The sequence below is a fragment of the Mucilaginibacter paludis DSM 18603 genome (assembly GCF_000166195.2).
Taxonomy (GTDB): domain Bacteria; phylum Bacteroidota; class Bacteroidia; order Sphingobacteriales; family Sphingobacteriaceae; genus Mucilaginibacter; species Mucilaginibacter paludis.
In genome coordinates this window covers 1832241-1857505 of record NZ_CM001403.1, presented here as the reverse complement: position 1 = coordinate 1857505, position 25265 = coordinate 1832241, and the positions used below count along the sequence as shown (strand labels likewise).

Sequence of the window (25265 nt, the reverse complement as noted above, 5' to 3'; positions counted from 1 at the left end):
TGGGAAGGAACTGCTTCATTTTATTATTTTGAATAAGGGAAATTTCTGGCTAATTTTTTCATCTGCTGCTCCATCACATCTTCTGACGAGGTGAACATGCCTTCGTTCATCTTTTTATAATATCTCCATAATAATTCGCCATCGGCGCCATTTCCTATCGACATGGTGAAAGATGAGTCACCCGTTTTTCCTCCAAAACCAAACAATACTGCTGTTGCAATTGCCGCTGCCTGTGTTCTTGTGGATTGCTCATCATAACGGCCGAATATTACCGCATCTACTCCTAATGCCTTAGCGATATCGTCTTTGGTATGAGAGTCCAGGCTGTCAATTAGCTTAAGTTTTTTAAGCATAATATTGGTTTTATCTATGTCTTGAAATGTTACGGTATATTTATCTGCTTTTCTTAGTAAATAGGTGTAAAGGCCTGACTGGATGCTTTTTCCGGTTTTTAACTCCTGGTCCCTGTTGGCTTCGGCGCTGAAGTCTTTAGGCGGTTTTTTGTAACTGATCTTTACATCAAAGGGCAGTATGGCTACTAAATGATGATTTTTGACACACTCTTTCAATTTTGGCGATTCGAAAATCTGTTTACTTCCTTGCGAAAACACTTTAAAAGTACACAGCAAAGTAAGAGCGATGAATAAGGATAATTTTTGTTTCATATTTATTTTATTTATTCAAAAATAAATAAAAACTCTGTTTGTTATATAATATCGTATATTTTACATTTTAGTTAATTTATTTATTAACTTTTGATTATATTATTTGATTGATTGATTTTTTAATCTTTTATTTCTTTGTTTTTCTACAAAAGAAATATTTAGCCGGGAATATAGGTTAAGGGCATTTGACGCCAAGCTTAATTTAAAGATCAAACCGGCCCATTTTAGCCGCTATTGAGAATCAACGTCCTACGGTTTGCTCACGTCCATTTAATATTTGACTGATTTTTAGAATACTTTACAGAGAGGCTTTTTATCCAGGCAGTTAGGTATTCAGGCCTAAGTGAAATTTATTGTACTGCTAATCCGTCTTTTCTTCGCCCTCGCTGTTCGGAGTCTCTGACTCCGAACGACTATGTCAGTAGTCTCCGACTACAGTAAAAAAGCTTTGTTGTATCACTATTCATTTTGTTGAATAAGTGTCTTCAAGTGCATCTAACTTATGTATAAAAGGAAACGATTATTGATGTTGGCTGTCTACGGTGGTAGTAACATTGACTGGCATTAGCCTGTAGTCGGAGACTACAAGCATAGGCATTCGAAGTCGGAGACTTCGAATAGCGACGTTGATGCAGTGCATAATCTCCCCCAGTACTCCTCGCTGTTCGGAGTCTCTGACTCCGAACGACTATGTCAGTAGTCTCCGACTACAGTAAAAAAGCTTTGTTGTATCACTATTCATTTTGTTGAATAAATGTCTTCAAGTGCATCTAACTTATGTGTAAAAGGAAACGATTATTGATGTTGGCTGTCTCCGGTGGTAGTAACATTGACTGGCATTAGCCTGTAGTCGGAGACTACAAACATAAGCATTCGAAGTCGGAGGCTTCGAATAGCGACGGTACTTGTGTTTTTAGTTCTATGATCAGTATTCTTAATTTACGACATCGGCCCGCTTAGTAGCTGCGGGAAGGGCTTTGTTCGTTATTCACTAATATTTGTTTTACTCAGCTGGAGGCGGTGTCCTCACCGATAATTTATGCAAACACTGGCAATTTAACTTTGTTTGGGCTCCGTAAGGTGCCTCCTCTTACATTTTTAATGCGTTTGCCAGGCATCTTCATAAAATTTCCATAAGCCATAAAAAAAAATTAATTTGATGCCGACAAATGAACCTGTTTAACAACTCCAAGAAGTCGGATCCGGCTAATGACGAGACGCTGCTGAAGCGCTACCGCAAAAGCGGCGATCTGGCTGTGCTTGGCAACTTGTTTCAGGGCTATTCATCTATGGTATACTATGTTTGCTACCGGTACCTGCAAGATGCTGAACAGAGCAAAGATGCCGTGATGCAGATTTTTGAAGAATTGATTGTTAAGGTTAACAAGCGAGAAATTAAGCAATTTGGCAGCTGGCTTTATGTGTTGAGCCGCAACCATTGTTTGATGCAGTTGCGGTTGGCCAAGAAGATGGAATATACCACTATAGATGAATTTATGGAATTGCCGGTAGATTTGCATCAGGATGTAGAGAATAAAGAAAAGCGGTTAACCGTTATGGAACTTTGTATGGAAAAACTGCCTGTGGCGCAAAAGCAAAGTATCGATCTGTTTTTTTTGAACGAAAAGTGTTATAAAGAAATAACCGAGATAACCGGCTACAGTTTAAACGATGTTAAAAGCTATATCCAGAACGGGAAGAGGAATTTGAAAATTTGCATGGAGAAAAACGGTGAGCACTAAAAAAACCGACATAGCGCTAATACGGAAGTACCTCAACGGGGAGCTTGATGCCCGTGCTATGTACGATTTGGAGCGGCAGGCGCACAATGATCCGTTTTTGATGGATGTGATCCGGGGGATGGAAATGGAGGCTGAAAGCAAGGAGGATCATCAGCCACACCTGGACGCTATTAACCGTTTAATTGAAGAGCGGACACAACAGGATAAAAAGCGGACCATCCCGTTGTGGAAGTTATTGCCTATTGCTGCCTCGTTACTAATCGCCCTAACTATCGGCGGCTGGTGGCTGATGCGTGAACGGCCCGGACAAACTGTCGTTTTAAATCATCAACCCGTTAAAAAACAGCCTGATAAAGTAAGGGCAGATCTACCTTTGCCTGTTGTTAAACCCGCCGGGCCATCACTCAATGCTAACCAGTTGGCTAAATTAAGCCAAAGGCATGCTAAATCTACTATTCCGTCGGCTACAATTTCAGATCAATCCATCAAAGCAGATACTGTTGCATTGTTATCAGTAGCTATTCATAAAGATACGGGTGCCGAAAAGGACAAGGACGTTGAAAGGTTTGGTTATTATGGAAAGGCACAGCCTAATTTAGTTTTTGGTAATGCACAAGCTAAGTTAAAAAGGAAGGGAGACGACCCTTTGTCTAAAATGGTGGTGAGGGGAGTAGGAACAATACGGGGGAAGGAACCTCTCTATGTTGTTGATGGCATCATGGTAGATAGCCTTAAAATGAGTTCTATCAAACCTGACGATATCAAAAGCATTAACGTTTTGAAAGATGCTTCGGCCACAGCTTTGTATGGTTCAAGGGCTGCCAATGGCGTAATTTTAATTGAAACAAAAAAAGGTTTATTGGCCTCAAACGATGTGAATATTATAGGCTATCGATCCCAAAAGAAGACTATAATAACAGCCAGTGCCGCTACTACTATAAACCCTGTAAATTTTAATAAGCCGGATACCTCCATTACCCAGGCATTAGCGGGGCGGGTAGCGGGTGTGAATATTTCCAATAAAAGATTAAAGGAAGCAAAAATACCGCTTGTGATTACAGGAAGGGTGGTTGATAAACACGATGGCCAGCCCTTACCCGGAGTAACAATAGCAGTAGCAGGCAAATCAGTAAGTACCACAACCGATGTTGATGGCAATTTTAAAATTACGGCAGCTCCAAAAGACATATTGAACATTGCCTTTATAGGGTATGAAAATCAATATGTTAAGGTTAAAGATAAGGACGATTTAAAAATTGCGTTGGATCCGGCAATGCATGCCCTTAGTGAGGTTGTCGTTGTTGGCTACGGTACCCAGCGTAAACCGGAGGATGTACTGCCGGAAGATGCCCGGCCGGCCATCGGTTGGGATGCCTACAAGCAATATCTAAAAGCACAAACCGTGGCGCCCGTAGCTAAAGCGGGCAAAGTTAAACTGGGTTTTATTATTGATGCCAGTGGCAATATTACTAACGTTAGGGTAATTAAGGGTTTAACAGATGATGCTAACCAACGGGCCATTAATATCCTGAAGAATGGCTCAAAATGGGTTAATGATCAAGATAATCCGGGTAAAGAGATTAAGCTGAAAATTAACTTCCATCAGTAGCAGCCACAGGGTGGCGAGGACCAATAAATGTTTTTCTGATGATGAAATAAACACCGGGTTGTGTTGATTTAGATTTAAACTTGAATTGCAAGGGTATTAAACCGGCAGCGTTTTGGCAGTTTTTTTGTATAGACGCTCAATAGATTTGCCTTTGATTTTGAATCGATTAAATCCTAAATATTAAAAATGCATGACGAAATTATCCGCTTAAAAGAAGTTCATAAATTTCTTGATTTTGATTTTTACAAGTCCAGAGAATACCAGGATATTACTGATCTGGCGTCGCAGCTTTGCGATAAACCTATATCGTTAATTACTTTGCTGGATAATGAAACCAATTGGATAAAAATGGCAACTGGCTTTGAAACAGGCGAAGCCGATAGAGCAAGCTCGTTTTGCCAATACGGGATACAGCAAGATGAATTGTTAATTATACCTGATGCCACTGCGGATGAAAGATTTGATCAAAATTCCTTGGTTCATGTGTTTCCGAAGGTGCGTTTTTACGCCGGTGCACCGCTTATTTTAAGTAACGGACACAAAATTGGGACCCTGTGTTTATTTGATTTTAAGCCCAATAATTTAACCAATCTACAGCAAAAAGCTTTGACTGCCCTGTCCAGGCAGGTTATTTACTTGATGGAGCTGGAGTTTAATCGTGGGCAACTTTTTTCACAAATTGAGGAAATAAATGCAAAGAATGATGCCCTCAGGAAAATTGCATATATGCAGTCGCATCAAATACGGCAGCCATTATCATCTGTTATGGGCTTAGTTAACTTAGTAAAAGAGGGTATAGTGAAGCCGGATGAAAAATGGATTGATATGATAGGTATTGCGGCAGAACAATTAGATGAAGAGGTAAGGGCGATCATCACCGAGTCTACTGCCGAAAAAGATATTCGCTTAATCCGGTTCAACAAGATGTTAGACGAGGTAGAAGATTATGCGATTATTTTGCTGGACAAGGACGGTATTATTGAGAATTGGAATAAAGGGGCAGAAAAAATTAAAGGTTATACCGCTACCGAAATCATAGGGAAGAATTTTAATGTATTTTATTCCCATAAAGATCGGTTGGACGGGCTACCGGCAAAAACAATAGCATGTAAAGATGGAGCTTGCCGCTCGGAGGGCTATCGCGTGCGTAAGGATGGTTCAGAATTCTGGGCGAGAGTGGTTGTTACGGCAATTCATAATGATTCGGGAGATGTGATTGGTTTTACAAAAGTTACACGAGATCTTTCTGATATTAAAGAAACACAGCTCTCGCTTGATGTAGCCGAAGAGCGCCTTAAAAATATGATAGAGGAAATAGAGGATTATGCAATTATCCTGCTTGATGCGAGCGGCAATATTGAGAAATGGAATAAGGGAGCACAAAAAATTAAAGGCTACCCGGCTGAAGCCATTATTGGGAAAAATTTCACAGTTTTTTATCCCGAAGAGGACCGGCAGCAGAAATTGCCCGAACTACTCCTGGAACAGGCAAGGTTACAGGGCAGAGCCCATCATGAAGGTTGGCGGTTAAAAATGGACGGCAGCAAGTTCTGGGGATCGGTAGTGATCACCTCGATACACAATAGCAAGAGCGAAGTAATTGGATTTGTTAAGGTAACTAAAGACCTGACAGCCGAAAAATTGCTCATGTAAAACAACGCTCAAACTAAGGCCTGGGCCGTTGTTGTTAAAGCCTTGGCAAATTCAAATTCACCCATTAGTATACCTGCAATAACCTCAAAACTGGCAGCAGCTTGTTCCATTGGCCTGTCTCGCCAAATTTAGCAGGGAAATGGAATCGGCCTCTATACCAAATACGCACGGTTTTGCTGTTAATGGCTTAATCAAACACGCATAGCTCCGCTACGTAATCCTTGCCGCCATCGGTAACCCACGAATCCAACTGGGCAGGATCTTTCATCTGCTGTCCTCTAAAACGCGGCACTACAATATAACCGCATTTGATGTTGGTTAACGACGACATATCGCTCCAAAGCTTTTCTATTTGCGCAACCGGGTAAATATCTTCCTGCCCATGGCCCCAGCGGTATTTTACATCCTTTATGGTTACATAGGTTGGTATTCGTTGGGCCATGCTGCGTACAGCCTTGGCTAAGGCGGCCTCGTCACCTTGTTGCAGGTCCTCCCGCGTTAGGCCAAACAGTTTCAGCAGCGGGTCTATCTGTATCCAGGTGGTCATGGAGTTGTAGTAGCTTAAATTCAGCTCATCTTCTTCGCGTGGCTGGGCAAGGCCTTCCATCAGGCGTACATGGCCGTTAACACGCGCCAGGCCGCCACCCTGATCTTCAATGCGCCGCGGTATCACCTCAAAGGTAAGTACGTTGCCGGCTTCCAGGTGGTAACCCAGGGCTGCAGGGTCAACATCTGCGCCAAGGGTATCAATATTATGCAACATCAAAGTTTCAACCTGAGGGTTGGTTTTGAGTAGCTGGGCCAATGTTCCGTTACGTAACAGGTTTGAAACCTCGTACCAATGCCCTAACGGCGAAAAACGTTGTGCGGCAATGTTGTCTACATAGTCGGTGCCTTCGCCCTTGGCTTTTGCCCAGTTAATCATGCTCGCCCGAACCGAGTCGCGTACTTTCTGTTTATTGTCGTCCAGCAGTTCCTGCGGCATTTCTTCCCACATAAAACGCAGGTCGCGCTCGGTAGGCACATAGCGCTGACCTATGGAACGCCCTTCCGATAGCAATACCTCACCGGTATAGCCGTAATTGTCGGTTTGTTGCAGTTTTTTACGGATAGCTTCGTGCGTTAAATAGCTGGTAGCTACAATATGTGGTATTTCGGCCTGGTAGTTCCAGGCCACTTTGCGGGTTTTAGCAATGTGGATCTCTAAAAAGCTTCTGTGGGTACCATCCAGCACAACAAAGGGGTTAAGCGCCTTAATTACCCCGGCGCCTTTGGTCCAGCGGCTGCCAACACCTGCAGCCAGGCTCATTACGGCTACCTGGCCATTCCTTATCGCTATTTCACCAGTTTCGATGCATGGATCCAGGTATTCGTAATCAATCACATCATCTTCCAAAACATCTTCAATAGATGTTTCTACTGGTAGCCGGTTATGTAATAAACTGATTTGTCCTTTTTGCAATTGCTCGCGGATCTCCTCGTGCTGAATATGGTCAAAGCCGTTTTCTTTTTTAATATTGGCTGCCTTGATATCCTCGGCACCACGGTTATTTTGTGATGAAGGGTCGGAAACCTTAAACAAATTGCTGATGATGGTACGCAGCAGGGGGTAGGCCAGGTTATTCTTTTCGCAGTAGGTGGTAAACTGGTCAATCTCCGCCCGGCGGATATATGCTATCGTCGCCGGATCTTTCCGCACCAGTTCAGATACGTGTATCGCATAATATTGCTCGGGCATTAACGCTTCGCTGCCTGTTAACAGTGTTCCCCAGGTACCTTTTTTATTAATGCTCCAGTTGTAAACTACCGGCTGCATAGCAAACGGCAGTGAGGCCGACAGCTCATTTTTGGTGTTTTGCAAAATATCCAGTACGGCACCCTTATATTCCTGGAAGTTATCCGGGTTAACAAACATGCCCATACCACCGCCAGACATACCGCCCAGCATCAAAAAGCCATAATAATTTTCGCCAAATTCTTTTTTTGCTTTCGCGATGATCTGCTCGGTAAAATACGTTGTGGCCCAGGGGATAATGGTTTTGATGGGGCCGTTAAAATTATTTTCTGTATTGGTAGCTAACTTTTGGATGTCGCCATCTTTTATGGCGGCCAATATGTTATCAAAAATTTGGTTGGTTTGCTGCCGGGCCTGCCATTCGTTTTCGCCGCGCAGCAAATATTTTTCCGTCACCATTTCCAGTATCGGGCCTACGTTTGATGCCATGCCGCCATGCATCAGCACCAGCGAGTTCATAATCTTTTCTTCCATCTCGGGGCCAACCTCGTCGCCTGTTAAAATATGGTGGCGCGGTAGCAAGGTGCCTTTACTGATGCCGAATTCCGGATCGCCTGCCTGCGCGAACGTACCCTGGATAGATTTGATACCTGGCCATACGCCGCCCGAATCCTGCCAACCGCCGCCAGAGCCGCCTATCCATTCGCCCAGAATAGCGCGCGATGCTACCAGTCGCCTTTCGCTTTCAAGCAGGCCGCCTTCCAGGCTTTGCGTTTGGCGGGTGGCCCGCATTAACAGGCTGATGATAGAGCCGAGCAAATTGGTTGATACCGCAAAACGTGAGCCTTTAGGGATATCATTTACGCGGGTAACCAGTTCAATACCCATCCCCGGTGCTATAATGCGGGCCAATATTTCGGGTAAAGATTGATTGGTGCCTTCGAACGACGGCGGGATAAAGCCAGAGGCGATAATACCGGCTTTGATTAAGCTGAGGTAATCGTTCCCGAAGTTGAACAGGTCGGCCAGGTCTTGAATATCTTTGGTAGTGTCCAGGTCGATGCTTGTCACCCGGATAACCGGTTCGGTAATTACCCTAAGATAGCTATGGAGCGGGGGGCGGATATCCTTATCACGCCCAAACACACCCAGATCTATCGATAAATTAACAACACGGGCACCCTCGGGATAATCCATCCCCAGAAAAAATATATCCGACCATCCGCTATGCGTCAGGTCCATGCGCACGGATGTATTTTCGTGTAAAACAGGATAGAACATCGATCCCTCTTTCAACTTCAAAAGTTCGCTATGGATCTGTATGGGGTGCTCGTCCTGGTGCCCCACACGGAACATCCACTGGTTGCCTTTGCTCGACCGAACACTTTTACGCACCTGTGCCGCCAAAATCTGGAACGAGAGGTTATGGTAGGCTTCGGCCAGCGCGCTATAAAGTGTAGCGCTCGGGCCTTTTTGTTCTAAATCTTTTAAAAACACGCCAATAGCATGTTCAAACCGTCGTGCCAGCAGGTCTTCAAAACCGTGATAAGGAATTTTACCGGTGGGAGGTGTATCGGCAGACTTTAACAAGAAAAACCTGAATCCCGCGTACAAAAACAAAATGGCCCTTACCTTATCATATAAATTAGGCGTTGATTTGCGGAACTGTTCCAGCTCAAGCAGTGCCTTCAGCAGATCTTTACCGCTAAATTGACTGCCGATCTGATAAAATGAACGGTTACGTTTATCGGGGTCGGTAGATGTGATTGTTTCTATAAATGGGTTCATGCAGCCTTTTCTTTCGGGTTTTTAGGAATGTGGAATTAATAAGAGGATCTTAATTAAATTGATGCTGGTTGGCTTCGGCCAAAGCTTCTACTAACGTATTTAAGGTTTCGTCGTGTGCATCGCCTGCCAAACCTAAAGCAATCTGCGCTCTTAAAATTCCATTTTTACGACTCAGGTCATAACGCTTACCCTTTACCTCAAGTGCCAGATACTTATCGGTTAATGCCAGTTCCTGCAAGGCTGGAGTAAGCAAATAATTGTTTTCTTCTTCCATTTGTTTTTGCAAAATGTCAAAAATAGCCGGTGTGAAAACGTGCATCCCAAAAAAGCATAAATAGTAGCCCACCCTAAGGCCCGGCGTTAAAAGCTCCAGCTCGGCTAAACTTAATGATGGTTTCTCGATAATCTTTTCTATTTCATATACCCCGCTGCTGTTGGATACCTGTTTGCCTGTAAGGGTTCCGTAGCGATTGATCTGGTGCTCAATGGTGGGGTTAACAGCTGATACAGAGCAGTTCTCTTGCGAAGCCAATTCTATCAGTTGAGTGGTGCAACGTTTTTGTTGCAAGTTAGAGATGTATAGGTAATCGCCCAGCAATAATAAAAAGGGCTCATCATTTACAAATTCTTTGGCGCAATAAACCGCATGGCCATAGCCCAGGGGTTCTTTTTGCTCAATAAACTGCACATGGCTTAATAGGTGGTCTATGGCTGCGGCTTGTTTATCCGCCCAATCAATACCCTGGTAAGAGCCGATCAGGTTATCACGCAGTGATTTAAAGGCGTTAACATATTTTTCACCATCGCCCGGGGCGCAAATAATGCACAGCTCTTCTATTCCGCTGGCAAAAGCTTCTTCGGCAATAATTTGTATCACCGGTTTATGTAAGCCGTCAATATCAATAACCGGCAACATCGCCTTTTGAATAGTATCTGCAACCGGGTACAATCTTTGTCCGCGGGCTGCTGCAGTAATCACCCCTTTTTTGATTTTCATCTTTATAATTTAATGGTCTAAATTTATAAAGAAATTGCAAGCGATTGCATATAATTATACAACGTTTTGTTACCTCGGCATATAAATCGCCAAAATTTCTGGTTGTTAATGAACAGGATGATGCAGGATGCCGAATTAAATGGTATGCATGATATTTACTTGAACCAGTTAATCGACTTATTTTGTTCAACACTATTCCATGAAAAACATTAAACTGTTTGCGTTGCTTTTTTTGTCACCGTTTTCGCCGGTATTGGCATCGGTTTATTACGTAGCTGTTAACGGAGATAACGCCAATACAGGTAGCATTGGCAAACCCTTTGCTACCATTCAAAAGGCGCAGGAAATGGTTAGCCCCGGCGATACGGTATATATCCGCGGTGGCATTTACCGCATGAGCGAAACCCGGATTGCAAAAAAGGAGCGATTGTTTGCCAGCGTTACTTACCTTGATAAAAGCGGGCTGCCCGGCAAGCGGATTAACTACTGGGCATATCAGGATGAAAAGCCTGTTTTTGATTATGCTGATGTTAAGCCTGCTAACTACCGGGTAATAGCCTTTAACGTTTATGGCTCCTTTATCCATATTAAAGGGCTCGAGGTTATCGGTGTGCAGGTAACCATTAAAAACCATACACAATCGGAATGTTTTGAAAACCATGGTAGCGATAATATTTACGAGATGCTGAGTATGCACGACGGAATGGCCATTGGGTTTTACCTGTTATCCGGCTCTAATAACCTTGTTTTGAATTGTGATGCTTACCGCAATTTTGATAATTTTTCGGAAAACGGGCGTGGCGGTAATACGGATGGCTTTGGTTGCCACCCATCGCAAGGCAGCAAAGGCAATATTTTTAGAGGTTGCCGGGCTTGGTTTAACAGCGATGACGGTTACGACGTGATCAACTCTCACGAGTCTACCACGTTTGAAAACTGCTGGGCCTTTTATAACGGTTTTTCATCCGATTTTAAAAGCGCGGGCGACGGCAATGGCTTTAAAGGCGGAGGATACGGAAAACGCCCTGCGGATGAAATTCCGGTGCCGGTACCGCGCACCACCGTAAGGTTTTGTTTAGCGGTGCACAACAAAGCCAGCGGCTTTTATTCCAACCATCATATTAATGGGAGCGATTGGTTTAACAATACCGCCTATCGGAATGGCATCAACTTTAACATGCTTAACAGGTTGAAAGATAATATAACCGATGTGCCGGGGTATGATCATAAAATGCGGAATAATTTAGGTTACAAGGGTGGTAAAGAAGTGCAAAACCTGGATGCTGCCAGATGCGATTTGAGCCATAACTATTTTGATATGAACCTGCAGGCCACCGATGATGATTTTTTAAGCCTCGACGAAACCCAGCTAACAGCGCCACGACAGGCAGATGGCAGCTTACCCAATATTAGTTTGATGAAATTAAAGCCACAAAGCAAATTTGTTGATAAAGGCATTGATATCGGTTACCCTTACAAGGGTTTGGCGCCCGATTTAGGCTGCTTTGAACTTGGCAACGCATCTAAATAGTTATTAAGCCATTACCGCAACAAGGTTTAGGGCGGGTAGGGTCAGGGCTCTATCGCCTGTTATGGTAATATAGGGTAACGCAGCCTCTGGCTTAAGGCCTTTGGTGAATAATTTCCAGGCTATATCCGGTGGGATAACCAATGCTGATGCGATAGCATCTGGTGTTGATTTACCGAGTTCCCAACCGGCAGATTGCCGTTTCAGGAACCAATCGCCCCCGATGGCTGTGCAGATGGTGATTTTGATCATTGTGTTGTTTTCGGCCGTTATATTACGATAGGTATAGGGCAGGCCATGCATAAAGGTATTCATAACCGGGTAAAATAGCTGGGCCGTCATGATGCCCGGTTTATTAACGGCATCTCTTATCTGCTGTTGGTGGTGCCACCTTTCGGTATAGTCGCGGGCGATGTGGAACCAGTTTTTAGATACTGTTTCGCCAGCCCAGGCCACCGGAATTGGGGCATCAATATCCATATTCAAGGTGGCTATATAGTCGGAATATTGTTTGCCGGTAATGTCGAGCAATTCCGTTAGTAGGGTAGGGCTTAGCCTTTGGGTAGCCGCTACCCATTCTGCATTAAGGTGATTTAGATAGCCAACCAGGCTTTGGTATGAATTGATTTCCCTGTCCGGAAGCAACACGTGCCGGTCGCGGCCCATAGATAAGGTCCGGATAGCCGTGTCGAGTAAATGCGAGGCAACATCTTTAACTGTCCATGTGCCGGCAATGGTTTTTTTATTCCATTCATCCGCTGTAAGCGATCTCAATAATTCAATCAGCTTTTGGTCAAGTATGGGAAAAAGTGGCGCGGTCAAAATCATATTATAACAGGTTTATCCCGAAATATATTTCCCCAACGGGATTTTGTTAACAATGAATACCAACAGTAAGGATAACACGAAGCATACCAGTGCTACTAATGGGATGCTGAAAACAGGATTGAAAAGCTTATAATTGATATCTGCCATATCGCTCAGTAAAGTGAGCACCAGGGCATGGCTTAAATAAATACCATAGTTGTATTTGCCGGCAAAGTTGCGTATTCTTATTAAAAACGGCGCCGCTTCAGGCTGATATATACGGGCTATCATAAACACACTTACTGATATCAATAGGATTGATGGGCTTAATGGCTCATAAAGTAAAGTACTAATGCCGTTGTAATGCCTGAAAAGCATATAAGTACCTATACTGATTATTGCCAGGCAAGCAAAAAATAAAATACACCACCAGGCTAAACGCTTACGTGGTAAAGGCATAAAGGCCAGGTAATGGCCCAATACCAGGTAGCCAATAAAGCCCTCAAAATAGCGTACATCAATTTGTGGTTTAAACCTGAGCATATAGGGCTGGCTTAATACCATAACCAGCAACCAAACAATTAAGAAATAACGGATCTCATGTTCTGTGGCATTGCGTACAAATTTGCTGATAACCGGCACAAACAGGTAGAGGCCTATCAGCATGTAAACATACCATAGGTGGTATGAGCTGCCAATTTTAAGCAGATGTAAAACCTGTCGGGTGGTTACCCATGTGTCGCCGTTATAAACTAAATCTTCGTTATAAAATTCGTAGCCGATGTAGATCAGGCTCCAGAATAGAAAAGGAATGACGATCCTGACCAGGCGTTTTTTTAAAAAGCTCCCTAACTCGTATTCACGGTGAAGCAAAAGCGCCCCGCTGATCATCACAAAAACCGGAACAGCAAAACGTACCAGGCTGTTGTAAAAATCGCCAACGAGCCATAATGTTAACGGGCCTTTATTATAAAGTTCAAGCACGGGCGATGTTGTATGTAACACTACAACAGCAAATAAAGCTATCAGCCTCAAATTATTGATCCAATCTAAATTTTGCGGTTTACTGAACGACATAGTATTGCGTTGGTGGCAGCCATTTAAGCTTTTAATCAAATTTTTTTAAAAGTAACATTATAAACCGAAATCCTACTACAGGGGAATTTGCCGACAGTAATTATTTTCATCTCAAATTTCATTTTGATTTCATCTTTCGAGCTTAATTTTATATTGTAATTATAAACCTTTTTAACCTGATTAACTGTCAATTAAATTCTTAAACATCATGAAAAAACTTACAAAACTCAATTGTTTATTGTTAGCTGGGCTTTTGGCTTTAACTGCATTTTCATCCTGCCAAAAATCAGGCGTGGCAAGCAGTACTGATAAAACCACAAGCACAAGTCAACTTGTTGTTGCAAATGGGGCTATCCTGGTTGCTGCATCTACCGCTTCTACCGGAACCGTGGCTACCGATGCGATTTATATTGTTCACGCCTACACTACAGGCTTAACTAAGGATTCGGTAACTTTTGCCAGTTTACCTGCGGCAATTGGTACTTACTTAACAGCCAACTATTCGGGATACACTTTTTTAAAAGCATTCAAAATCAGCACCTCTGCCGGGGTAACAGATAGTTACGCCGTGGTGATATTGTTTAACGGCAAACCTGTTGGCTTAAAATTTGATGCCAGCGGCAACTTTGTTTTGGTATATGAGCAATGCGAAGGCCGTGACCTTGGTGGGCAGGGATGGCACGAAGGAGGCCGTTTTGGTGATCGTGATGGCAAGCATCTGGACACTGTTGCAATCTCCGCTCTTCCTTCAGCTGTTAAGGCTTATTTTACCACCAATTATCCAACAGATACGCTGCTACATGCTGCTGTTAATCTGGATGGGAGCTACGTAGTTATCAGTGCCAATAAAGGGTTATTCGCAACAGCGCTCACCGCGAGTGGCACTTTAATTAAGCGCATACAAATCTATCCGCACCCTAACAACCATGTTGCCGTTGCTCAGAGTGCCTTGCTTCCGGCTATTACCACCTATTTAACCGCAACATTTCCGGGTTATGTGTTCGACAAAGCCTTCGCCGAACGTTCTGGTACTACGGTATTGGCTTATGATGTATTTATAAACGTGAACGGCACAAGGCACGCAGTAGAATTTGATGCCACAGGAAAATTTGTTAAAAATATCGTGATCAGATAATTTGATACGTTAGTTAAAAGAGGCTACATCGCAGGTCAATTTTGGCCAATGGCTACCAAATAAAATTCTGAAAAGAATTAATCACTAATCAAAAAGGGCAATTCTTAAATTGAGAATTGCCCTTTTTAATTGAGCTTTTTGCAAAACCAAGGCCATTAAAATTTAACTCTAAAGTCGGTTTTTGATCCTGACTTATGATACAGCCGCGTTTGTCATTATGATAAGCGTATCACTTCATCTCATTTTCATAATGGCTCGCTACTTTCGTAAAGTTTGCTTCAAATGCGAGCTGAAAATTATAAACCTTGATACCTTGAGAATTTAAAATGTTAAACATAAATACCCTTTCCCCTTTCTTAAGTGTTCACAGGCGCCAGGTGCGCCTGCTGGACAATTTTTTTGAGATCAGTGTAGTTGCTAAAGATGAACAATGGGCCGAAGATAAAATTGCCGGTGCAGTTACTGAGATAAATAGGGTGATGGCCTTGTTATCATCAACAGACGAAGGCAGCCAGATCAGCTTAATTAACCGGAACGCGGGTATACAGCCCGTTAAGGTTGATCAGGAATTATTTAACCTGGTGAACCGTTCTCTTAAAATATCCGAGCTTACCCAAGGCGCGTTTGATATCACCTATAATTCAATTGACCATAGCATCTGGGATAAAAATATCAACATGAAAACCCTGCCTGATACCGAAACGGCTAAGCAGGCGGTGCGTTTAATTAACTATCGTAATGTAATATTGGATATTAAAAAGCATACTGTTTTTTTAAAAGAAAAAGGCATGCGTATTGACTTGAATAGTATAGCCAAGGGATACGCTACCGACAGAGCCAAATACGTATTGCAAATACAGGGTGTTAGCAGCGGCATAGTCAATGCATTTGGCGACCTGATTACATGGGGCAGGCAGCCTGATAACAATCCCTGGACGATAGCCGCTGCCAATCCCGGTCAAAAGCTGGATGTTTTTTCTGACCTGAACATCAGCAATATGGCGATCTCGACATCTGCAGATCACAAAAACTATTCGGTTATTGACGGTAAAAAGTACGTGCACATGGTAAACCCCAAAACAGGTCTCCCGCTGCGCCGTATCAATAGCATAAGTGTTTTAAGCCCCAGTGCCGAACTTGCCGCTGCTATGGCAGCTCCGGTTATGGTGTTGGGTGTTAAGCTGAGTCTGAATCTGTTTAATCGCTTAAATCAGTTGGTGTGTGTTATTGTTAACGACCGTAAAAAGGTTTACACGTCAAAAAGTATAAATATGATGATGTGTTGAGTAATTTAGAGCCTATCGCCAATCGCATTCTATAGCACATTACCGGGTAAAAGTCTAAAGTGAAAAACCGCAAAATTTGATAATAACTTGATGCCATGGGGGCTTAATTACCGTAATATCTCATTTATAGTTAATTTAGCACTCCACTAACCTGAGGTGCTATTTTTTTATTAATTAATTTAAATAATTTTAAAGTCTTTCTCTTTTATTATGATGAAACGGTTAGTGTATGTGTTTTTTGTAATGATATCCAGCAGTGGTTTGTCGTTTGCAAAAGGCATCAACAAACTGTCATCATTCCCTGTAAAAATTACAAGCTTTAACATATCCGCAGACCTGATTGATGATGCTGTAGATACGACAAAGACCAAAAAGCCCAACCAGGAGGCAGACGACAAAAAGAAAATTAAAGAAATAGCAAAGGCCAAAAGACAGTCGAAGCCTGAAAAGCTGGGAACTGTGGCACCAACGGATACACTCGGCAATAAGATTAAAATCAAAGTCAGACGGCAGCGACGGCCGGAAGGTTTGGAGCGTCCGCCTGAGATACCAAGAAGAAACAATAATTAAGTAAGTTTGATAACTGAATAACATAACCCGATGAGATATATTATCATTTTGCTTTTTTTGATAACGTTAACTTCTGTAACCACGTTTACCGGATATGCTCGTTGCTTTAAAATGGACGTGCTTGCTTTTAAGGCAGATTCTGATACGATTGCTGTAAAAAAGCAATCAGTTTCGGCTGGGATAACATATGGTAGCGATGCCAGCTTTTTTGGCCGTACCAATAAAATTAAATATCCGTTTATAACTACCGACGTTATTTTCAATACCAAATCGGGCGTTTTTGTTTATGGTTCAGCCTGGAAGGTATTAGGCTCGATGCCTACTATTGACGAGTTTGACCTGGGGGTTGGTTACTCTTATAAACTTTCAAAAAGCATTAAAGGCACGTTTAGTTACACGCGCTTTATTTTTAATAACCAGGCGCAGATTATCAAATCGGCATCTTCAAATGATTTTAATTTAAAAACCACCTTTGATTGGAAAATCTTAAAGTCGGGCGTAACCTTTGATTATCTTTTTGGTAAAACCAACGATTTTTTTGTCACCATCAGTCACTCGCATTATTTTGAAAGCAACTTTAGTGTTTTTGATGATAAAGATTATTTGACATTTACACCTGCATTTAATGTGATTTTGGGTACTCAAAACTTTGTACAGCGTTTTTCCAGTGACCATGATTTCTTTAAAGACATAGATCCCTCACATAACAATTCCCCCACGCCGCCACCACCACCTAACGAGGACGATTACCGTAAAGCAAACCGGAACTTCAATGTTTTAAACTATAATATTAAAATACCGTTGGCTTATAACAGACCCCATTATACAATTGAGGCTTCGTACAAATACTCCATACCGGTAAACGTGCAGGGTTTATTAGCTACAAAAAATCAATCGTTTTTTAATTTAACCTTCTATTACGTTTTTTATTGATTAGTTTATGAATGTATTGATTGTTGAAGACGAAAAATCACTTGCCCGCGAGCTGGAAATATTTCTGGTTAATTGTAATTACGTATGCGAAATTTGCTACGACGGCAAGTCGGCCTCCGAGAAAATAGCAATTAATCTGTACGATTTTATATTGATAGATCTCGGCCTTCCGGATTATGATGGGCTTGACTTACTAAAGGAGGCCAAAACCTACAATGCGGAGGCTGCCTGTTTAATATTAACGGCCCGCGCTGAGGTATATGACCGGATAAAAGGCCTTGATTTGGGTGCTGATGATTATTTGCCCAAACCGTTCTCTATGCTTGAACTGCAAAGCCGAATGCAGGCTATTACCCGCCGAAAATTTGGCCTTAAACATACCACACTAACTTTGGGCGAATTTTTAATTGATATGAACGATAGAAGCATTAGCCATAATGGCAATATGGTTACCTCCATTACCAAAAAGGAGTATGACCTTATAGCCTACCTGATTCTGCACAAAAATCGTACTTTAACACGGCCGCAATTGAGCGAGCATATTTGGGGAAGTGTGGTAAATGATGATTACGATTCGAATTATATTGATGTGCACATCAAAAATATCCGAAAAAAGCTAAGCGCCTACGCACAGCCCGATTGGTTGGAAACCGTGCGTGGTTTGGGCTATAAAATTAAAGTTTAGCATTTTACTATTGAAGCTGCAAACCAAACTTACGCTGTTTAATACCATTTCTAAATTGGTAATAGTGTTGCTGTTTGTGCTTTTGCTGCCCATGCTGATTAAAAATATCAATCACAGTTACACCGACGAGCGCCTGCGTAAACAGGAAAATAAATTATTACAGATTGTTAAAGAGCAGGGAATTGGGGCGTACATTCAAAATGGCGAGAGCTACGGCATGTACCTGCCGCTAAAGGAAGAATACATTAGTTTAGACGAGGCCGACGCCAACTACTTTCTGGACACGATAAAGAATGAAAAACGCAAAGTTGAACGGGATACCATTGAATATCGCATTTTAAGTCACACTTTTAAAGTAGGGGCTCAAAATTACCTGCTTGAGATTGGTAAAAGCGTAAATACGCTTGACGAAACCAGCGGCCCGCTGCAAAGTATTGCCTTACAGGTATTGCTCGGCATGATATTGCTTACCATACTGGCCGATTTCTTTTTCTCTAACTACATATTAGGGCCGTTAGACAGGATTATCAAAACCAAACTCATCGCCCATAAATTCCCTAATTTCGGCTCATACCAGGAGGTGAAAACCAGTACATCAGATTTTCAGTACCTGGACAAAAGCATTCACCAGATGATTGAAACCATCGAAAGTACTTTTCAAAAAGAACGTGAATTTATCTCAAATGCTTCGCACGAATTGATGACGCCGATTTCAATTTTACAATCTAAAATTGAGAACATGTTTAGCCGTGAGGATATTGTTGATGAGGTAAAAGTACGGCTGCTGGAAATGCAGAAAATACTTAACCGGCTAAAAAGCATCACTAAAACACTGCTCCTCATTTCGCAAATTGAAAATGAGCAATTTATTAAGGATGATACCGTTCTTATCGGAGAGCTTTTACAAGAGATTTACGATGAGATTTCCATCCGGCTCGAAGAGAAAGACATCACACTTGATATTGAAATTCCTGGAGAAATTGCCTTGAGCAACGTCAATAAATTTCTGTTATTCAATCTGTTTTTCAACCTCATCAATAACGCTATTAAATATAATAAGCAGTCGGGTACGATAGAGATCAGGGGCTTTTTACAAGATGGCTCACTGGTTATTCAAATCATCGATACCGGCATCGGTATATCGGCAGAGCAATTGCCCTATATATTTAACAGGTTTAAAAAGTTTAAGCAATCCCTGCAGCAAGAAAGTTTTGGCCTTGGTTTACCCATCGTAAAATCCATTGCCGATTTCCACAACATCAGGATAGAGGTTAACTCCGAACTGGGTAAGGGAAGCGCTTTTAATTTGTTTTTTCCGGTACAGCTGTAGGTACAGATTGGTTTTTTTTGGTTTCCTGCCTCTTTTTATTTATTCTGCTTGGCTTGTTCTTTTGCCCTGTTCTTAAAAAAACCTTTTAATAAAAAATTGTGTTGAGCAGCTTCCAGGTCATCGTTTAATTTAATAGAACTTTCGTTCAGATAATTCAACGTGCTTTTCATCTGTTCTGCTTGTTTAGGATCGTTCAATAAAACACCCAAAACGTTATCGGTAGTATTTAATTTATTGCTTGCCCGTGTAAGGTTTTCGGTGATGGCGCTGGCGTTAGCAGTGGCTTTTTGTAATTGAGCTACAGATGCTTTTAAATGATTAAAAACCGTAGTGTCGGTTGCCAGGTTATCTACCAGCCCGCCCTTGGTATTTAATTTATCCGAAAAATGGTTTAAACCGTTAGCCATTTTAGCTGTGTTTTCGGTTGTGGTTTGTAAATTGGTTACAATCTGTCTGAATTTCATCGACAGCGCCGTATCGGTCATTAACGATCCTACCAAACCTTTACCCTGAACTATCTGGCTGCTCAGTTTTTTAAAATCGGTGGTGATAGCTAATAGGTTCTCGTTGTTTTTTTGCAACGTTTTCATGATATCGTCTGTGCTCAGCATATTTTCGGCTTGTAACATATTGCCGTCTTCTACCATAGGCGCATTCGGGCTCCCGCCATCAATTACGATAATTTTGTTGCCTATCAATCCGTCCGAGCTTATCCGCACACCGGCGTTGCGGTGGATAAAGCTTTGTACACTTTGGTCGATATCCATTTTTACATCAACCTGTGATAGTCCCGTAAAACGGATACTGCTGATAGTGCCTACCTTAACGCCCGAAAACCAAACGTTATTTCCCTTTTTTAGTCCCGCTACATCGTTAAATACAGCACTAAGGTGGATGTTTTTCACAAAGGTTTTTTGCTGGCCGCCCAGTGTAAATATCGCTAATACAAAGATGAGCAGACCCAGGAATACAAATACCCCTACTATGATGGCCCGTTTGTTTTCTTCTTTTTCCATGTTTATTTAATAAAATTATAGTCAAAAAAGGGTTTTACCCTCTCGTCGTCAGTATTAAAAACTTCATCAAAGCTGCCTTCGCGCTCAAACTTTCCGTCAAGTAGCATGGCAACCCGGTCGCCCGTCATTTTAGCACAGGTTAAATCATGTGTAATAATGATAGAAGATGTATGATATCTCTCCTGTACCTCGTTAATCAGGTTATTGATTTCGATACAGGTAAGCGGATCAAGACCTGCAGTAGGCTCATCATACAACATAATTTCTGGGTTCAGTATCAAGGTACGCGCTATGCCTATCCGCTTACGCTGCCCGCCTGAAAGTTCTGATGGCATTTGGTTGATGGCTTTTAACAACCCTACGGCATCAAGCGTAGTTTCAATGGCGGTATCAATTTCCTTGCGGGATAGTTTTTTTCTGTTTCTTACCAAAGGGAATTCCAGGTTTTTACGCACCGTCATGCTATCATATAAGGCACTGTTCTGGAATGAAAATCCTATCCTGATCCTTAATTCCTGTAGCTCTTTCTCAGTAATATGCGTCAGTTCCTGTCCAAACACTTTTACTTCGCCTTCGTCAGGTTTTAGCAAGCCCGAAATAATTTTGATTAAAACGGATTTGCCTGTGCCCGAACGGCCAAGTACTACCAAATTTTCTCCCTGATAGAGGTCAAGGTCAATCCCCCGCAGCACCTCATTGGCTTCAAATGATTTTTTTAATCCCCTGATACTGATAACCGCGTTTTTACGGTCTATAGCTGCTTTCGCTTTTTCCATAATTTTATTAACGAAACCAACCGAAAATTTGAACAATAATTACTTCTTCGATAAACACCAGGAACATGGCGGTTACTACTGCGGCATTAGCAGCTTTACCTACTCCCTCTGTTCCGCGGGATGAGTTATAGCCCTGGTAGCAGCCTACAATACCTATGGTGAAACCAAACATGATTGATTTAGCCAGGGTAGACCAAAAATCAATAAATGTTAAGGGCTCAAACACCTGCTCCATAAAGGTAGTATAGCTGGTACCTTCATTTTGACTCACATTTAAATACCCACCCAACAAGGCGATAAAAGCAGTATAACTGGCCAACAAAGGGATAGTAATGGTGGTGGCTAATACGCGCGTACAAACCAAGTATTTAAAAGGCTTGGTTCCGGATACTTCCATGGCATCAATTTGTTCGGTAACCCGCATAGATCCCAGCTCGGCACCAATGCTCGACCCTACTTTACCCGCAGCTATAAGTGCTGTTACCAACGAAGCCAGCGCCCGTAAAATAGCGATAGATACCAGCGAAGGAAGCCATGAAGTTGCGCCGAACTCGGATAGGGAAGGCCTGGACTGCTTAGTGAAAATTACACCCACAATAAACCCCGTTACCGATATGAGCAACAGTGATTTAACCCCAACATCATAGCATTGCTTTAATATCTCTTTAAACTCGTAAGGCGGAAAAAATACCTCCTTAAAAAAGCGGAGCACAAATTTATAAACATTGTACAGATCAATAAAAATGCCTGTTAACCACCTTTTAAATGAAAATCCTGTTTTTGCTATTGCGGTACTGTTTGGGGCGGACATTGATCTATCTAATATTTTTATTTAATGTTGTTAATATCTTACAAAAAAATGGGCATGTTGTTTTATTCCGCTGCACCTAAGTTAGTTATTAATTATATGATGTTGTATTATTGGCCTGTTAGTTCCTTGTGTTTTTCCATTACGATTAACTCAATAGGCTTCTTTTTTATTCCAAACGTCGGGTTTTCCGGGAATGGCCTAATTTCTCCGGTTAGTTTAAACCCTTTGCGCTCATAGTATTCAATAAGTTCTTTCCGGGCAGATATTACCGTCATCCAAAGGGTATCACATTTTACTTTGTCGGCATATTTATCGGCCTCTTTCAACAATATGTTACCAATCCCTGTGTTTTGAAGCTCTGGCTCAACGGTAAGCATACAAATATAAAGTTTGTTTTTATTCACCTTTAAGTAAATACAACCCGTTATACGTTCACCATTGCTGTGTTTTAAAACAGCAGCATCTTCGTCGTTTATATACGCTGCTAAAGTATCTTCATCTATTCGTAAACCATCTAACAGGTCTGCTTCGGTTGTCCATCCCTTTTTTGACGATTCGCCACGGTATGCTTTGTTAACCAAAATATTTATCTCGTTTACATCCAACAATGTGGCTTTTTCAATCGTCGTCATATTTATTTCGTGCGGCAACAATAAAACACCATTAACATGATGTAATTACTTCATATTCGCTGTAAATTTAAGGTGTTAATTTGTTATATTGTTCTTATTCGTGTCAAAAAGCAAGATCAATTATTTAAAATCACGTTAAAAATTGCATATTGCAGTATGTCCGTACCGAAGTTGCCTTTCAGAAAACAGCTTGCCTATGCTGCCGGTATGATGGGATGGAGTATCATGACCAATATAATTATTGTGATGCTCCCTTTTTTTTACCTGCCGCCATCAAATTCAGGTTTGGTTCCTTTAGTACCCCAATTGCTGGTATTTGGAGTATTGAACATCATGTCAGTAATAGCGGCATCGGGCAGGTTATTCGATGCTTTTTACGATCCTTTTATTGCCTCTTTGAGCGACAAAAGCGAAAATCCGCGAGGACGCCGTATTCCGTTTATGAAGCGGGCCATCTTTCCGGCTGTATTGTTTTGCTGCCTTACCTTTTACCCGGTAGTTAAGCGGGAGAGTACAGACAATGCATTTTGGCTGGTGTTTACCTTGATCGGCTTTTTTGTTTCGGCAACAACTTATATTATACCATACAATGCCTTGCTACCCGAAATGACCCAGACTGCCGCCGATAAGGTTAAACTATCTTCGTTTCAGCAAATCGGTTTTGTTTTGGGAATCATTTTCTCGGCTTTGGTTAATAATTTTGCCGATCTGATCCAACGTTATCTTCATATTGTAAATCGTACAACATCACTTCAATATACCATTTTGGGGCTTAAGCATATTTGCGGGTTTGGTGATGATGATCCCTGTTTTTACAATCGACGAGAAGAAATATTCTAATAGCAAGCCATCTCATTTACCATTGTGGCCTGCTATCAGGCGTACTTTTAGTAACCGTAATTTTAAATACTATCTCATCTCCGATTTTTCGTATTACATGGCTTTGAGTATCATATCCAGCGGCTTGTTATTTTTTATCAGCGTGCTGCTTGGCCTGCCCGAATCGTTAGGTGGTTTGTTAATGGGCATTATGGTTTTGGTATCGGTGATGTTTTACCCGTTAGTTAATTATTTATCGGCCCGTTTTGGTAAAAAGCCTTTAGTGCTGTTTTCGTTTTTATTGTTGAGTTTGATTTTTGTAGCCATCTACTTTTTGGGTACGGTGCCCCTATCTCCAGAGGTTCAAATTTATACCCTGGTAATCTGTGCTTCGTTTCCACTGGCTGCGCTCGGGATATTGCCCAACGCGATATTGGCCGAAATTGCTCAGCTTGATGCCCAAAAAACCGGCGAAAACAGGGAGGGGATGTTTTTTGCGGTTAAGTATCTTTTTGTGAAAATGGGGCAAACGTTGGGCATAGCCTTGTTTGCATTTTTAACTATTTACGGTAAAGACCCGGGAAATGATTACGGGCTCCGGCTAAACGGATTGTGCGGGTTTGTACTATGCCTGTTAGCCTTGGTTGTTTTCAGCGGGTTTAGGGAAAATAAACCACTGAAACAGTAGCATTTGTTAATTTGGACACCGGAGGAAGCCTTATAAGAGTTTGAACCCGTTGGATTGTCTGTTTAGACTTTTAATTTATAAAATATATGCAACAGAAAATTGGCCGTTTTATAGATCCTCTGAGCGATTTTGGCTTTAAGCGATTGTTTGGAAGCGAGCCCCATAAAGATATATTGATCGATTTTTTAAACCAACTGTTCCTGGGCCAGAAGGAGATTGCAGATTTAACTTACAGCCCCACCGAATATGCGGGCGATACCGATAAAATCAAGAAAGTATTTTTCGACCTGCATTGCACCGGCAAAAACGGCGAGAAATTTATCATCGAGATGCAAAAGGCCGAACAGCGGAACTTTAAAGACAGGGCCGTATTTTATACCTCGCGCCTCATCAACGAGCAGTTGCCAAAAGGCGAAAGCCACTGGAATATCCAATTGGATGAACTATACCTGATAGCCATACTGGAATTCAAATTTAATAACGGCAACCCAGATCGTTATTTGCATAACGTAGCCCTCACTAATACCGATACGCACGAAATATTTTACAATAAATTGGGTTATAAGTTTTTAGAATTACCTAATTTTGTTAAAACAGAAAAAGAACTGGAAACCGATCTTGACCGTTGGTTCTATTTACTGAAAAATATGAGCCACCTGGAGAAGATTCCCGCAGTATTAAACAAGCGGATTTTTCAGCAGGTATTCAAGATAGCCGAATTAAGTAATCTGACGAAGGAGGAGAAAGCAATGTACGATTCAAGTTTAAAAGCCAAGTGGGACTATGAAAACTCGATAGCTTTTGCAGCAGAGTTGGCAGAGGAAAGAGGTATTGAAAAAGGTATTGAAAAAGGGAAATATGATGTTGCCATTGAAATGAAAAAAGAAGGTATCCCCAATACACAGATAGCTAAATTTACCAAGCTTTCTATTGAGATAGTAGAAAAGCTATAATACCAAAAGCCATCTTCACTATAAATGGCC

The 25265-nt window shown here is 41.8% G+C and carries 22 protein-coding genes; 13 read left to right on the top strand and 9 right to left on the bottom strand.

Features of this window, described 5'->3' with window-relative positions; all coding sequences use genetic code 11:
• Positions 1-23: 23 nt before the first annotated feature.
• The gene (locus MUCPA_RS07845) at positions 24-665 is read right to left on the bottom strand and encodes a hypothetical protein (protein WP_008505612.1); all 642 of its coding nucleotides are present in this window, start codon (positions 663-665) and stop codon (positions 24-26) included.
• A gap of 1169 nt (positions 666-1834) precedes the next feature.
• Here MUCPA_RS07845 and MUCPA_RS07840 point away from each other — a divergent pair.
• From MUCPA_RS07840 to MUCPA_RS35800, 3 genes are all read left to right on the top strand, one after another.
• Positions 1835-2407, top strand: coding sequence for an RNA polymerase sigma factor (locus MUCPA_RS07840; RefSeq protein WP_008505611.1), 573 nt, complete (start codon positions 1835-1837; stop codon positions 2405-2407).
• Positions 2397-4016: a carboxypeptidase-like regulatory domain-containing protein gene (locus MUCPA_RS07835; protein WP_008505610.1), complete on the top strand. Its 1620-nt coding sequence runs from the start codon at positions 2397-2399 to the stop codon at positions 4014-4016. Before MUCPA_RS07840 ends, MUCPA_RS07835 begins: the two co-directional genes overlap by 11 nt.
• 186 nt (positions 4017-4202) lie before the next feature.
• The gene (locus MUCPA_RS35800; protein ID WP_008505608.1) at positions 4203-5669 is read left to right on the top strand and encodes a PAS domain S-box protein; all 1467 of its coding nucleotides are present in this window, start codon (positions 4203-4205) and stop codon (positions 5667-5669) included.
• A gap of 187 nt (positions 5670-5856) precedes the next feature.
• Here the strand turns inward: MUCPA_RS35800 and MUCPA_RS07825 are convergent, their stop codons facing one another.
• Both MUCPA_RS07825 and MUCPA_RS07820 read right to left on the bottom strand, forming a co-directional pair.
• Positions 5857-9192 (bottom strand): UTP--glucose-1-phosphate uridylyltransferase, encoded by a 3336-nt coding sequence (locus MUCPA_RS07825; RefSeq protein ID WP_008505606.1) that lies wholly within the window; start codon positions 9190-9192, stop codon positions 5857-5859.
• A gap of 49 nt (positions 9193-9241) precedes the next feature.
• Positions 9242-10189 (bottom strand): UTP--glucose-1-phosphate uridylyltransferase, encoded by a 948-nt coding sequence (locus MUCPA_RS07820; RefSeq protein WP_008505605.1) that lies wholly within the window; start codon positions 10187-10189, stop codon positions 9242-9244.
• A gap of 199 nt (positions 10190-10388) precedes the next feature.
• Here MUCPA_RS07820 and MUCPA_RS07815 point away from each other — a divergent pair, with 199 nt between their 5' ends.
• Positions 10389-11720 carry a right-handed parallel beta-helix repeat-containing protein gene (locus tag MUCPA_RS07815; protein WP_008505603.1) on the top strand — a complete coding sequence of 444 codons (1332 nt, stop codon included), beginning with the start codon at positions 10389-10391 and terminating at the stop codon, positions 11718-11720.
• Positions 11721-11723: 3 nt separating this feature from the next.
• On the opposite strand, the gene MUCPA_RS07810 is transcribed toward MUCPA_RS07815, so the two are convergent.
• Positions 11724-12545: a maleylpyruvate isomerase N-terminal domain-containing protein gene (locus tag MUCPA_RS07810; protein ID WP_008505602.1), complete on the bottom strand. Its 822-nt coding sequence runs from the start codon at positions 12543-12545 to the stop codon at positions 11724-11726.
• A 12-nt stretch (positions 12546-12557) separates the two neighbouring features.
• Entirely contained in the window at positions 12558-13601 is a 1044-nt protein-coding gene (locus tag MUCPA_RS07805) for an acyltransferase (protein ID WP_157543840.1), read from the bottom strand.
• 208 nt (positions 13602-13809) lie between these two features.
• Between MUCPA_RS07805 and MUCPA_RS07800 the strand changes: the two genes are divergently transcribed.
• The 6 genes from MUCPA_RS07800 to MUCPA_RS07775 all read left to right on the top strand — a co-directional run bounded on the left by MUCPA_RS07800 (position 13810) and on the right by MUCPA_RS07775 (position 19540).
• Entirely contained in the window at positions 13810-14736 is a 927-nt protein-coding gene (locus MUCPA_RS07800) for a PepSY-like domain-containing protein (RefSeq protein ID WP_040625783.1), read from the top strand.
• Positions 14737-15062: 326 nt separating this feature from the next.
• Positions 15063-16022 (top strand): FAD:protein FMN transferase, encoded by a 960-nt coding sequence (locus MUCPA_RS07795; RefSeq protein WP_008505600.1) that lies wholly within the window; start codon positions 15063-15065, stop codon positions 16020-16022.
• 210 nt (positions 16023-16232) lie between these two features.
• Positions 16233-16592, top strand: coding sequence for a hypothetical protein (locus MUCPA_RS07790; protein ID WP_008505599.1), 360 nt, complete (start codon positions 16233-16235; stop codon positions 16590-16592).
• A 30-nt stretch (positions 16593-16622) separates the two neighbouring features.
• Complete coding sequence (locus tag MUCPA_RS07785) at positions 16623-17525, top strand: hypothetical protein (protein WP_008505598.1); 903 nt, start codon at positions 16623-16625, stop codon at positions 17523-17525.
• Between the two features lie 7 nt (positions 17526-17532).
• The gene (locus tag MUCPA_RS07780; RefSeq protein WP_008505597.1) at positions 17533-18210 is read left to right on the top strand and encodes a response regulator transcription factor; all 678 of its coding nucleotides are present in this window, start codon (positions 17533-17535) and stop codon (positions 18208-18210) included.
• 10 nt (positions 18211-18220) lie between these two features.
• Positions 18221-19540 (top strand): sensor histidine kinase, encoded by a 1320-nt coding sequence (locus MUCPA_RS07775; RefSeq protein ID WP_040625781.1) that lies wholly within the window; start codon positions 18221-18223, stop codon positions 19538-19540.
• A 35-nt stretch (positions 19541-19575) separates the two neighbouring features.
• Here the strand turns inward: MUCPA_RS07775 and MUCPA_RS07770 are convergent, their stop codons facing one another.
• The 4 genes from MUCPA_RS07770 to MUCPA_RS07755 form a co-directional block, all read right to left on the bottom strand.
• On the bottom strand, positions 19576-20556 hold the full coding sequence (locus tag MUCPA_RS07770) for an MlaD family protein (RefSeq protein WP_008505595.1): 981 nt from the start codon (positions 20554-20556) through the stop codon (positions 19576-19578).
• Between the two features lie 2 nt (positions 20557-20558).
• Positions 20559-21332: an ABC transporter ATP-binding protein gene (locus MUCPA_RS07765; RefSeq protein ID WP_008505594.1), complete on the bottom strand. Its 774-nt coding sequence runs from the start codon at positions 21330-21332 to the stop codon at positions 20559-20561.
• Between the two features lie 7 nt (positions 21333-21339).
• Positions 21340-22143 carry an MlaE family ABC transporter permease gene (locus tag MUCPA_RS07760; RefSeq protein WP_008505593.1) on the bottom strand — a complete coding sequence of 268 codons (804 nt, stop codon included), beginning with the start codon at positions 22141-22143 and terminating at the stop codon, positions 21340-21342.
• Between the two features lie 107 nt (positions 22144-22250).
• A complete protein-coding gene (locus MUCPA_RS07755) occupies positions 22251-22775 on the bottom strand; it encodes a GNAT family N-acetyltransferase (RefSeq protein WP_040625780.1) in 525 nt (174 codons plus the stop codon).
• Positions 22776-22931: 156 nt separating this feature from the next.
• On the opposite strand from MUCPA_RS07755, the gene MUCPA_RS39185 reads away from it, so the two are divergent.
• The 3 genes from MUCPA_RS39185 to MUCPA_RS07745 all read left to right on the top strand — a co-directional run bounded on the left by MUCPA_RS39185 (position 22932) and on the right by MUCPA_RS07745 (position 25235).
• On the top strand, positions 22932-23615 hold the full coding sequence (locus MUCPA_RS39185; RefSeq protein ID WP_050982044.1) for an MFS transporter: 684 nt from the start codon (positions 22932-22934) through the stop codon (positions 23613-23615).
• A complete protein-coding gene (locus MUCPA_RS39180; RefSeq protein ID WP_262492991.1) occupies positions 23572-24282 on the top strand; it encodes an MFS transporter in 711 nt (236 codons plus the stop codon). The genes MUCPA_RS39185 and MUCPA_RS39180 overlap by 44 nt, the downstream gene beginning before the upstream one ends.
• 86 nt (positions 24283-24368) lie before the next feature.
• On the top strand, positions 24369-25235 hold the full coding sequence (locus tag MUCPA_RS07745) for an Rpn family recombination-promoting nuclease/putative transposase (protein WP_008505588.1): 867 nt from the start codon (positions 24369-24371) through the stop codon (positions 25233-25235).
• Positions 25236-25265 lie beyond the last annotated feature (30 nt).